At 57.3% G+C, this 12,156-nt stretch carries 12 protein-coding genes; 11 read left to right on the top strand and 1 reads right to left on the bottom strand.

The genetic code is table 11. The features are described 5' to 3' along the window. The first annotated feature begins 17 nt into the window (after positions 1-17). The gene (gene fmt, locus MKD49_RS13765) at positions 18-971 is read left to right on the top strand and encodes a methionyl-tRNA formyltransferase (RefSeq protein WP_252696560.1); all 954 of its coding nucleotides are present in this window, start codon (positions 18-20) and stop codon (positions 969-971) included. Between the two features lie 86 nt (positions 972-1,057). Here the strand turns inward: fmt and MKD49_RS13760 are convergent, their stop codons facing one another. Next, complete coding sequence (locus MKD49_RS13760; protein WP_252696559.1) at positions 1,058-1,657, bottom strand: 5'-methylthioadenosine nucleosidase; 600 nt, start codon at positions 1,655-1,657, stop codon at positions 1,058-1,060. Positions 1,658-1,857: 200 nt separating this feature from the next. On the opposite strand from MKD49_RS13760, the gene metH reads away from it, so the two are divergent. From metH to MKD49_RS13710, 10 genes are all read left to right on the top strand, one after another. Further along, on the top strand, positions 1,858-5,601 hold the full coding sequence (gene metH, locus MKD49_RS13755; protein WP_252696558.1) for a methionine synthase: 3,744 nt from the start codon (positions 1,858-1,860) through the stop codon (positions 5,599-5,601). 133 nt (positions 5,602-5,734) lie between these two features. Beyond that, positions 5,735-6,019 (top strand): WGR domain-containing protein, encoded by a 285-nt coding sequence (locus MKD49_RS13750; protein ID WP_034336458.1) that lies wholly within the window; start codon positions 5,735-5,737, stop codon positions 6,017-6,019. Positions 6,020-6,118: 99 nt separating this feature from the next. Next, positions 6,119-6,451: a hypothetical protein gene (locus MKD49_RS13745; protein ID WP_252696557.1), complete on the top strand. Its 333-nt coding sequence runs from the start codon at positions 6,119-6,121 to the stop codon at positions 6,449-6,451. Positions 6,452-6,666: 215 nt separating this feature from the next. Further along, a complete protein-coding gene (locus MKD49_RS13740) occupies positions 6,667-7,677 on the top strand; it encodes a DUF2167 domain-containing protein (protein ID WP_252696556.1) in 1,011 nt (336 codons plus the stop codon). 9 nt (positions 7,678-7,686) lie between these two features. After that, the gene (locus tag MKD49_RS13735) at positions 7,687-8,412 is read left to right on the top strand and encodes a site-2 protease family protein (protein WP_252696555.1); all 726 of its coding nucleotides are present in this window, start codon (positions 7,687-7,689) and stop codon (positions 8,410-8,412) included. A 340-nt stretch (positions 8,413-8,752) separates the two neighbouring features. Continuing rightward, positions 8,753-9,076, top strand: coding sequence for a hypothetical protein (locus tag MKD49_RS13730; protein ID WP_252696554.1), 324 nt, complete (start codon positions 8,753-8,755; stop codon positions 9,074-9,076). A 219-nt stretch (positions 9,077-9,295) separates the two neighbouring features. Further along, complete coding sequence (locus MKD49_RS13725; RefSeq protein WP_252696553.1) at positions 9,296-9,613, top strand: hypothetical protein; 318 nt, start codon at positions 9,296-9,298, stop codon at positions 9,611-9,613. Positions 9,614-9,965: 352 nt separating this feature from the next. Continuing rightward, positions 9,966-10,394 carry a hypothetical protein gene (locus tag MKD49_RS13720; protein ID WP_252696552.1) on the top strand — a complete coding sequence of 143 codons (429 nt, stop codon included), beginning with the start codon at positions 9,966-9,968 and terminating at the stop codon, positions 10,392-10,394. A 374-nt stretch (positions 10,395-10,768) separates the two neighbouring features. Next, positions 10,769-11,566, top strand: a complete 798-nt coding sequence (locus MKD49_RS13715) for a hypothetical protein (RefSeq protein WP_039783560.1) — start codon at positions 10,769-10,771, stop codon at positions 11,564-11,566. A 120-nt stretch (positions 11,567-11,686) separates the two neighbouring features. After that, the gene (locus MKD49_RS13710; RefSeq protein WP_252696551.1) at positions 11,687-12,139 is read left to right on the top strand and encodes a hypothetical protein; all 453 of its coding nucleotides are present in this window, start codon (positions 11,687-11,689) and stop codon (positions 12,137-12,139) included. Positions 12,140-12,156: the final 17 nt, after the last annotated feature.

Here is a 12,156-nt window from a genome sequence, read left to right as displayed (position 1 = left end):
CGCCCCTGGAGTTTTTCATGAAGATCATTTTTGCCGGCACGCCGGAATTCGCCGCCGTCGCGCTAGAAGCGCTGTACGCTGCCGGTCACGAGATCACGCTGGTGCTGACCCAGCCCGACCGCCCCGCCGGACGCGGCATGCAGCTGCAGGCCTCACCCGTGAAGCAGTGCGCGATCAAGCACGGTACGCCCGTGGCGCAGCCGGTCTCCCTGCGCCTGAACGGCAAATATCCGGAAGTGGCACAGGAAGCCCACGCCCTGCTGCAATCGACCCCGCATGACGTGATGGTGGTGGCTGCCTATGGCCTGATCCTGCCGCGCAGCGTGCTCGACATCCCGCGCCTGGGCTGCATCAACATCCACGGCTCGCTGCTGCCGCGCTGGCGCGGTGCCGCCCCCATCCATCGCGCCATCGAGGCCGGTGACACCGAGACCGGCATCACCATCATGCAGATGGAAGAGGGTCTCGACACCGGCCCCATGATGCTGATCGAAAGCGTCCCCATTGCTGAGGACGACACCACCGGCAGCCTGCATGACAAGCTGGCCGCGCTGGGCGGCAAGATGATCGTGGAAGCGATTGCGAGGCTGGAACAGGGCACGTTGCCGGCCACGCCGCAGCCGGAAGAGGGCGCGAACTACGCCGCCAAGATCGCCAAGGAAGAGGCCGCGCTCGACTTCACCCAGAGCGCCGACCAACTGGCCCGCCGCATCCGCGCCTTCAACCCCTTCCCCGGCGCAACGGGCCGCTTCGGCGATACCTTGGTCAAGCTGTGGCAGGCGCGTCCGGTCAAGGTGGCGCAGCAGGGGGAACCGGGCCAGGTGCTGTCGGCCGATGCCCAGGCTGGCATCGTGGTGGCTTGCGGTGAAGGCGCATTGCTGCTGACGGAACTGCAGAAGCCGGGCGGCAAGCGCCTGCCGGCGGCAGAATTCCTGAAGGGATTCCCGCTGGAAGGCGGCCGCTTCGCCTGAGCGCTGCGACCACCTTCTGGCAGGCATGAGGACTTTGGTTCAGGCGCGAACTAAGTCCTCCCGTCGCGCCTGAATGCCTGCGCGAATCAACGCGCCTGTTCTTCCTCGAACTGCCTGAGCACCAGCGGCAGATGCCGCCAGAACAACTCCTCGCCCAGATGCACGCGCGCCTGCCAGTCATCGGCCGCATCGTCATCGGCCCCATCGGTGATGAACTTGAAAGCCCGCCACGGCAAGCCAAAGTGCCGGCACACGCGGGCGATGGCAAACAATTCCATATCCACCAGATCGACCTTCTGTTCCAGCAGCCAGTCGTCGGCTGCCGTCACGAAGCTGTCGCCGGTGCCGCACAGCACGCCGGGATAGCCGGACTCCAGGCGCGCCGGCTGTTGCTCCTGGTTCATCAATGGCGTCACTCCACGCGGTGCCAGCGGCATGGCCGCCATGTCGCGCTGGATGACGGCCGCCACTTCCAGCAGCCCGTCGTGCCCCGGATCGATCTTGCCGGCCGTGCCGAAATTGATGAGTGCGCGCGGGCGATGGGTCAGGATGGCCTGGGTCGCATGCAGGGCGGCATTGACCTTGCCCACGCCGCAATAGACCACCTGCACCCCCGCCGGGGCGGCGGTGGCATCGAGTTCATTTTCCAGGGCGGTCAGAATGAGGATGGGCGGGTGATCGGGCATGGATGTAAATAGTTAACATTCTGCAACCAAGCCCCGCCCGCAAAGCCTGCCGGGAGGCGGGAGGAGGGTGCTTTGGCGTATAATCGGGTTCACTTTTTGCCTGATGAACCGGTCCTTTTCTGGCCGGTTTTTTTATCCGCAGCGCGCTTGCGCGCGGGATCAGGCCTCGCATTGTTGCCGTTACCAGAGAAAAACGCCAGATGAAGCCGAACGAACTGTGCCAGACCGAATTGCTGCTGCGCGACCTGATGTCGCAGCGCATCCTCATCCTCGATGGTGCGATGGGCACCATGATCCAGCGCTACAAGCTGACCGAAGAGGATTATCGCGGCCAGCGTTTCGCCGACTTCAGCGTTCCCGGCAAGGACCTGTTCGTCAAGGGCAACAACGAGCTGCTCTCGCTGACCCAGCCGCACATCATCCAGGAAATCCACGAGCAATACCTGGCCGCCGGTGCCGACCTGATCGAGACCAATACCTTCGGTGCCACCAGCGTGGCTCAGGACGATTACCACATGGCGCACCTGGTCTACGAGATGAACGTGGAATCGGCGCGTCTGGCCCGTGCGGCCTGCGACAAGTACTCGACCCCGGACAAGCCGCGCTTCGTGGCCGGCGCCCTCGGTCCCACGCCCAAGACCGCTTCCATCTCGCCGGACGTCAACGACCCGGCCGCGCGCAACGTCACCTTCGATCAGCTGGTGGCAGCCTACCTGGAACAGACCCGTGCGCTGGTCGAAGGCGGTGCCGACGTACTGCTGGTCGAGACCATCTTCGATACGCTCAACTGCAAGGCGGCTTTGTTCGCCATTGATACTTTCTTCGAAGAGAGTGGCAAGCGCCTGCCCATCATGATCTCGGGCACCGTCACCGATGCCTCCGGACGCATCCTGTCGGGCCAGACCGTGACCGCCTTCTGGAACTCCATCCGCCATGCGCGCCCGCTGACCGTGGGCCTGAACTGCGCCCTCGGTGCGGCCCTGATGCGCCCCTATGCGGAAGAGCTGTCCAAGATCGCCGACACCTACGTCTGCATCTATCCCAACGCCGGCCTGCCCAATCCGATGAGCGATACCGGCTTCGATGAAACCCCGGACGTCACCTCGGCCCTGTTGAAGGAATTCGCCGAGAGCGGTTTCGTCAACGTCGCCGGTGGCTGCTGCGGCACCACGCCGCCGCACATCAAGGCCATTGCCGAGACGGTGGCCACCATCGCCCCGCGCAAGCTGCCCGAGCCCACGCACGAGATGCGCCTGTCGGGCCTGGAGCCCTTCACCATCAATGACCAGTCGCTCTACGTCAACGTCGGCGAGCGCACCAACGTCACCGGTTCCAAGGCCTTCGCCCGCCTGATCCTGAACGAGCAGTACGACGAGGCCCTGGCAGTGGCCCGCCAGCAGGTCGAGAACGGCGCGCAGATCATCGACATCAACATGGATGAGGCGATGCTCGATTCGGTTGCCGCCATGACGCGCTTCCTCAACCTGATCGCCTCCGAACCCGACATCGCACGCGTGCCCATCATGATCGACTCCTCCAAGTGGGAGGTGATCGAAGCGGGCCTGAAGTGCGTGCAGGGCAAGTCCATCGTGAACTCCATCTCGATGAAGGAAGGCGAGGAGAAATTCCTGCGCGAAGCCAAGCTGTGCCGCCGCTATGGCGCCGCCGTCATCGTCATGGCCTTCGACGAAGTGGGCCAGGCCGATACCTTCGCCCGCAAGATCGAGATCTGCGAACGCGCCTATCGCCTGCTGGTGGACAAGCTGGACTTCCCGCCCGAAGACATCATCTTCGACCCCAACATCTTTGCGGTCGCCACCGGCATCGAGGAACACAACAACTACGCGGTCGACTTCATCGAAGCCACCCGCTGGATCCACCAGAACCTGCCCTACGCCAAGATCAGCGGTGGTGTCTCCAACGTGTCCTTCAGCTTCCGCGGCAACGACCCGGCGCGCGAAGCGATCCACACGGTCTTCCTGTATCACGCCATCAAGGCGGGCATGACCATGGGCATCGTCAATGCCGGCATGATCGGCGTCTATGACGACCTGCCGGCCGAGCTGCGCGAGCGCGTGGAAGACGTGGTCCTGAACCGCCGCGAAGATGCCACCGAGCGCATGATCGAATACGCTGCCACCTTGAAGGCTGGCGACAAGAAGGAAGAAGCCACCCTGGAATGGCGCAACCTGCCGGTGGCCAAGCGCCTCTCGCATGCGCTGGTGCACGGCATCACGCAGTGGATCGTGGAAGACACCGAAGAGGTGCGCCAGCAGGTCGCCGCCGATGGCGGCCGCCCCATCCACGTGATTGAAGGTCCGCTGATGGATGGCATGAACGTGGTCGGTGACCTGTTCGGCCAGGGCAAGATGTTCCTGCCGCAGGTGGTCAAGTCGGCGCGCGTGATGAAGCAGGCCGTGGCGCACCTGATCCCCTTCATCGAAGAAGAGAAGCGCCAGCTCGAAATCGCCACCGGCGAAGTCGCCAAGCCCAAGGGCAAGATCGTCATTGCCACCGTCAAGGGCGACGTGCACGACATCGGCAAGAACATCGTCACCGTCGTCCTCCAGTGCAACAACTTCGAGGTCGTCAACATGGGCGTGATGGTGCCCTGCGCCGAGATCCTGGCCAAGGCCAAGGAAGAGAAGGCAGACATCATCGGCCTCTCCGGCCTGATCACCCCGTCGCTGGAAGAGATGGCCTACGTCGCCAAGGAAATGCAGCGCGACCCGTATTTCGCCGGCCTGAAGATGCCGCTGATGATCGGCGGCGCCACGACCTCGCGCGCCCACACGGCCGTCAAGATCGCTCCCAACTATGAAGGCCCGGTGGTCTACGTGCCGGATGCTTCGCGTGCCGTGTCGGTGGCACAGTCGCTGCTGGCCGACGAGCAGAAGACGCAGTACGTGGCCGACCTCAACGCCGACTACGAACGCATCCGCGAACAGCACGCCAGCAAGAAGGCCGCGCCCATGCTGCCGCTGGCAGCGGCCCGCGCCAACAAGACCAAGCTGGAATTCGCACCGGTCAAGCCGAAGTTTATCGGCCGCCGCCTGTTCAAGAATGTGGACCTGGGTTTGCTGGCCAACTACATCGACTGGGGTCCGTTCTTCCAGACCTGGGACCTGGCTGGTCCTTATCCTGCCATCCTCACCGATGAAGTCGTGGGCGAAGCGGCGACCAAGGTCTTCCAGGAAGCCCAGGCCATGTTGAAGAAGATCATCGATGGCCGCTGGCTCACCGCCAATGGCGTCATCTCGCTCTTGCCGGCCAACACCGTCAACGACGACGATATCGAGATCTACACCGACGACAGCCGCAGCCAGGTGGCCTTCACCTATTACGGCCTGCGCCAGCAGAGCGAGAAGCCGGTGGTGGATGGCGTGGCGCGTCCCAACCAGTGCCTGTCTGACTTCATCGCGCCCAAGGCATCGGGCGTGCAGGATTACATCGGCATGTTTGCCGTGACCGCCGGCCTGGGTATCGAGAAATACGAGAAGCGCTTCGAGGATGCGCACGACGATTACTCCTCGATCATGCTCAAGGCCCTGGCGGACCGCCTGGCCGAAGCCTTTGCCGAATACCTGCATGAGCGCGTGCGCAAGGACCTGTGGGGCTATGCCGCTGATGAGAACCTGAGCAGCACCGATCTCATCAAGGAAAAATATCTCGGCATCCGTCCCGCCCCCGGCTATCCGGCTTGCCCGGAGCACACCGTCAAGGCTGAGGCTTTCCGTGTCATGCAGTGCGACGAGATCGGCATGCAGTTGACCGAGTCTTACGCCATGTTCCCCGGCGCCTCGGTGTCGGGCTTCTACTTCGCGCATCCGCAGTCGAAGTACTTCGTGGTCGGCAAGATCGGCGAAGACCAGGTGGTGGATATGGCAGAGCGCCGCCATGTGCCCAAGGAAGAGGTGGAGCGCTGGCTGGCGCCGAACCTGTAAATAGTTTACGGAATCGCCGTCCGGCCTGATGCCGGGCGGTTAGTTTCATTTCCGGACTTTTGCCGCTGGTTCTTGTATTCCGTCGCCGTCCTGCTATCATCCACGCCCGCCGTTCCGTAGCCCTGCTTTTGCCATGATCGATTCCGCTGACCACGTCACCCATGCACTGCCCGTGACCGTGGCCACGCGCCTGCACTTCACCGACGGCAAGACGCGCGCCATCTTCACGGTGGACCTGGTGCAGGATCTGCTGGGGGACTGGGTGCTCACGCAAGCCTGGGACGGCATCGAAGGCCGCAGCGCCGTGCGCCGGGTGGTGGTGGCCGGGCATGAGGAAGGCTTGCGGATGCTGCAGAAGATTGCGCGGCACAAGGAGCGCCTGGGGTTTCGGCCGGTGCATCTTTATCACGTGGGCTGAGGCTGCCTGCCTTGCTTGCTGATCGCCGTTCGCGCCCTGGTGGCCCGGACGGTTTTTTTATGTGCGGGTGTCTGGCAGGCCGATATTCAGGAGTGTCGCATGAACATGCATGACCTGTTGGAGGGTGAGCTCCTCTCCATTGAGTGGGCGCAAGAGAAGACGTATGCCGGCCTTGAAGTCCTTACTGTGGACGACCGGAGAGTTCGGATCGACGCCATCGCCTTGCATGATGTCGACGTGCAGATGAGCTTTCATCCAATCGCGCTCAATGCAGGTCGTTGCACTGCCGACGGCAGCCCAAGCCTCGGTGAGATTGAAGCGATACAGTTTGCTCCCCATAGGCTCACGCTCGAAGGTGATTTCGGGTGTATCGAGTTGGTAGCGGGGCACATGGAAATCGTTGCATGTGAGCTTGTGAAGTCCGGAAGGTGAATCCATGCGTCACAGAAAATCGCTCTTTCTTTTTATCGAAGCAGTAGCTTTGGGTGGTTCTTCTGACGCCGTTGGTACACGAGCAGAATCCAATTTTTGGCGATGACAGCTTTGAGGCCGGCATGCCACTCAATCTCATCAGTCGGGAACTTCTTCTGCCATAATGTTTGGCAGCCATACCGCCGACATAAACAATTAAAAGGGGAATTCCATCCATGAATGCATCACTGCGTTTTCTCATTTCTTTTTTTGCAAGTCTATTTTTCATCTGCAGCAGCGCCAATGCGGTGGACCAAGCGACCGAAGCCGAGCAAAAAGCTGCGGCTCAGGAGGCTGAAAAGCTTCTCCAGCATGGCCCTGCCTCCATCGATATCCAAGATCAGGCAAAGCTTGCGCTCCCGGCTGGAACTGCATTCATCCCTTCTGCTGCCGCGGCACGTTATTTGCGTTCCCTTGGCAACCGCGTTAATGAACAAGGATTGGTCGGCATCATTGTGCCTACCGATGGCACAAGCTCATGGCTGAGCGTACTGACCGTGGAAAAAGCCGGCTATGTCCGTGACGATGATGCCAAGGATTGGAAGGCAGACGACATCCTCAGCAACCTCAAGGAAGGCACGGAGGCCGCCAATGCTGAGCGCACGCAACACGGGATTCCTGAGATCGAAGTGACCGGTTGGGCCGAGATACCCAAATATGATTCGGCTACACATAAGCTGGTGTGGTCAGCCATCGTGGCCAACAAAGGCAAGCATGATGCCCCATCCGACCTTTCGGTGAATTACCGTACCTTAGCATTGGGTCGTGAAGGCTATCTCTCACTCACTATGGTCAGCTCGCTGGATCTGCTCCAACAATACAAGCCAGCTGCGCAACAACTGCTTGCGGCGATCAGTTTCAACGAAGGCAAACGATACATTGATTTCAACGCATCCACCGATCATGTCGCCGAATATGGTCTTGCCGCTTTGGTGGCAGGGGTGGCGATCAAGAAGCTGGGCCTGTTTGCTCTCATTGCTGCCTTTTTTGCCAAGTTCTTCAAGGTGATTCTGTTGGCCGTGTTCGGCTTTGGCGCGGCCTTCAAGAAGTTCTTTACCGGTAAAGCCAAGACTGCCTCTCCGACTGTGTCGGGAGAAGATACGCATGCTCCCGTTTCGACCGTGCTAATTCCACCGGAAGCGCAGAACACTCCACCGTCGTCGCCCGGGCCTGCGGACTCACGCTGAGCAAACGTCATGATCAAACTGCTAGTGCTTGCCCTATCCGGGCTCAAGTTCGGCAAGTTGCTTGCGTCGGGCGGTTCCATGCTGCTGTCGCTATTAGGCTATACCTTGATCTTCGGCTGGCGCTATGCGCTGGGCTTTGTATGCATGCTGCTGATTCACGAATACGGCCATTACTGGGCAGCCCGCAATCGGCGGCTGGATGTCGGCTTGCCGACCTTCATTCCATTCGTCGGTGCGTGGATAGAAATGAAGGACAAGCCCCTCGATGCAGAAACGGAAGCGTATGTCGGATTGGCCGGCCCACTTGCTGGCAGTATTGCAGCGCTTGCCTGCTATTTCGCAGCACGTCAACTGGACAGCTCGCTGTTGCTCGCCATTTCATACAGTGGCTTTTTCCTCAATCTATTCAATCTCATCCCGTTGTCGCCCTTCGATGGTGGCCGCATTACGGCAGTATTGTCTCCCCGTATCTGGTTCGCCGGCGTTCCGGTGTTGATAGCGCTGTTCGTCTACCATCCGAGCCCGATGCTGATCCTGGTTGCGATATTGGCTTTGCCGCAACTTCGACTAGCCTGGAACTATGATCCGAGTCATCCCGACAATGCGCGCTATTACGGAGTTCCGCTTTCGACGAAGCTTAACTACAGTACGTGCTACCTCGCCTTGATTGCATTTCTCGCGATGATGGTGCTTGGTGTGCATGACATGTTGGGTACGGTGCGAGTTATGCACTAGGAATCACGCAAGCAGGTGTGGCGCATGCAAGGAGTCAATATAGGCCACCTATCGGTGGCGATCGACGAGTTGGCCAATCGCTACCTGTAACGATGTAATCGGAGTCCTGTGCAACCGCGAGTGACATGGATTTTTCTTGCGCACGATGCCCACAATCGGCCCGGGACGGACTGCGGCCCAACCGACATATCGAAAGAAGCCATATGACCTGCGATCCTCTCTCACAAGTCATTGATGAACCGCTTGCCTTGGATGCAAGCGTCACCGAACAATTGCGAGCCTATCGGCTGGCGGCGAAGTACTACTGGCAAATGGTCTGAAATCTGACTTCTCATTTTCAATGAAGACAAAAATCGGACTGGTCCTTGCGGGCATCGTTATCGCGATTCAATGGCTGATAGTAGTGAGCTTCATGGATCATTCCTATTCCTCGTGGTTGAAGGAGGGGAATCGGGTTGTCACGGCCAGTATCCGCGGCACCATCTTCTTCACCATTTGTTCGGGGCTCGCCATCCTGTTCCTGGCAAAGTTGAATGACAGATTCCATCAAGCCCGATCAGCTCTTCGTTATCTCAGCCAGATCCTCATGTTGATGGGATTGGCAGGCGTGTTGGTATTTTGGGGAATGATATTTTCTGCAATCGTTCTGCTTGTGAATCGCTGAAGGTGTTTGGTCACGTTCAGGAATTGGCGGTTGCAGAGTCACCCGATGTCGATGTCTGTGTCGTGACAATGATGCGTTGCAGGCGACTGCAAGCTCGGTCCAGGAGGCCTGTGAGAAATTAAGTGCCACCCCCAGAACTGTAAGGCAAATGGCTGATGCGCAATTACTTGTATCGAAGAAGGCTGTTGTCGTACAGGACTCGGATTCTGAACCCAATAAATGCTTTCCTCGTGCAAAGTCTTTGATGGTGATGGGAGCACCACTCTGCCAGATGGAATTTGCGCATGTTCAGGTTCCCGTTTTGGCCGCTGTCTTTGCTTCGACAAGAACTATAGCGACGCAACAGCCGAGTATCTGAAAGACATCAAAAAGGGAAGGGTTTACGGATCTCTGCGTGCCTGGAAAAACGGCGCGCAGTATATCGTTCTGGAACAAGATGAACCTGGTTATCATGCCGAGGATATGTCATTGAGCCGGAGCGTAGGCAGCAAGCAAGGAATGATCATCAGCAATACAGATCTCAATACCTGCCGTTGAGCGCCCGCTTTTTTCTTGCTGCTTCCATGCTTGCGTTTCAACGTCCCGATGTCGTCCGCAAGTTTTCAGAAGCGTGCTTTCCTGGCCGCGTTTTTAGCTAATGATGAACGGCAGATAACGGAGCTATCCCGATCACATGCTCGTTTAGGGGTTCGCATGATTTGCTGAGAACCATAGGCGGTTTCCATATCGGCGATCGTCATTGTTATTGGGGCTATGATGTCCGCTATCGGTCAGAAGTGGCCCTTCTACGCAAACTGTCCCACGAATTCAGGCTGTTTGTTGTGGATGGAAATACTCATGGTTTGGCGTTCGGAACAAGCGGGCGTTCCTGGACCCGCGAGAATCTGAAATGTACGAACTTTACGATGAATATCTTGGTCGCGACTTCTCGTCTGACTATTGGTCAGATGAGGGAATATCGCAGGCGGGATTGATTTTGAGCAGATTTACCGATAGCGATTGGAGTGCTCTTGCTACCTCGTGCCTTGGCAAGCCCGAAAAGTGGGGTATTCGATGCGCAGAGACTCTCGGCGATATCCAGAGTTACAACGCGATTTTAGTTTTGCTCCAACTACTCAAATCCGTAAATTCTGATATCCGCGTCGCAGTACTTGATTCGATCCGATCTCATTTGAGTAGCGCGGCATATATCTCACCGCATGTTCAAGAAATAACTGATGCCGTGGCACAGATAAGGGCATCCAAAGACGTCGATCACATTGTTAACTTGGTACTTACATCGCTCGAGAAACAGATGGTCAGGTTGCAGATGGGGTGATCGCATCTCTTTGTATACGATTTAAGGAAGTCCGCCCTCGGCCGGGAACGGGTGCCTGGTTCTCAACGTACTATATGATTGGCACAAATGGATAAGCCAATTCCTGCTCCTGACGTGATAGTACGTCTTCATCTTATAAGGATGGAGGATGGCGGTCGACGCCAACCTATTCGATCTTATGAATCTCACGGCTACGGTTGCTTGTTATCGATCGATGCCGAATATTTCGATTGCCGTTGGCTACTGGCTGAACACGAAATATTGGCTCCAGGGACTCAGCATCGGGTCGCGATCAAGTTCCTTGATCGATCGTTGGTGGAACTCTGTCTAGTTGTCGGAAAAAATATCAAGATGTGGACCGGAGGGATGAATAAATGCATGAACAATTTGATGTGCTCTTTGCCGAGCAGAGAACCAATAAGTTGCAGCAACAAACGGTACGTATAGAGCAATCAATTGAGGGTATTAAGCGAAGTCTGGCTGCGAAAGGCACGCTCAATTCAGGGGCTCGGTACAAAATGGTGTTTGAAGCGATTGTGAGCGAACTCACCGCCCGATCTGACGAAATCCGCTCTGAGGCGTACCGGGCATCTAGCGTCTTGCGTGATGTAGAAGAACTTGCGCAAAAAAATGCGCTTCATAAGATTACCCACGATTCTCTTGAGCATGAAATTCAGACGTTACGTAGCGTCTACTTACGAGAAATCGATCCGAAACTGCAGCAAGCTTTGGACTTCGATAGTGCCGCCAGCAGGGTTCTAGCTAAGAATAAGACCGAAGTCGCGCTCCACTTTGCCGAGCGCCGAGAAAAGGCTCCATCGCCAAACGTGTTCAATACCACTGTGCATGGTCCAGTGGGTGCAATTCAAAATGGTTCAGGTTCAAGTGCTGTCATTTATCAAACGGTCGACGCGGATATCTCAAAGATTTTTGAGCTGCTGAATGATATGAAAATAGCGATTAACGCATCTAGTGAAGTTGATCCCGCCGCTAGGAAAGATATGTTGGATCACGTCGAGCAGTGCAACGCTGCGGTGAAGGCAGATAAACCTAATAGATTCACTGTCAAAGGACTTATCTCGGGGCTAAGAGATATCGCCGGCATCGTGCCTAATATGCAGACGACTTATAAGGCAATCGAAGAATTAGTTCAGCGCGCTGGACTCTTTTAATGCTCTTGCAAAGCGCGATATGGCGATCCTCCGGAATGGAATCAACACGCTTCTGCCGCAGTAGAGGCGACGGTCAAGGCCGATTTCGGGCAGGAGCCGTCTTAGCTTATCGTTTCTATTATGACTATTACTACAGCACGAATCTATTACGAGGCGCGCAGCGAGAAACGCACACTGCAACTCAATAGGACGCATTGGGGATTCGCAACCTGGTTCAAGCGAAGACTCAAAACGGTAAGAGAGCAGTTGCGCGGCCCAGAGGCCGAAGGCGTCGACATCGTGAATTTTATGTTGCACGAGGTGCCGGAGCATGCTTGGCGACCTTGCGAATGGGCTAGACGCGGCAACACTTTTAATTTCAGTTATGTCTGCAATCTATCGCCTTTATTGCTCACCCCTCCAGTTGAAAACATTGAGAAACTGATGGGGTTCACGGCAGAAATCGCAGAACAGGCCCCTTGGCCGCAAGTGCGAGCGTTGGCAATCCCTTTATCGGAACCTCTCTCCGAAGAAGACAAAGTCAGCTTGCTTCCCTATCTGAAATGGCCTCGCCCCCCGGAATTGCTGTATTAAGAGCGCTTCGAAAAAGA

The sequence above is a fragment of the Herbaspirillum sp. WGmk3 genome, assembly GCF_023952535.1.
GTDB lineage: Bacteria > Pseudomonadota > Gammaproteobacteria > Burkholderiales > Burkholderiaceae_D > Herbaspirillum > Herbaspirillum huttiense.
The sequence above is the reverse complement of the archived record's forward strand: the minus strand, read 5'-3'. Positions and strand labels throughout refer to the sequence as shown.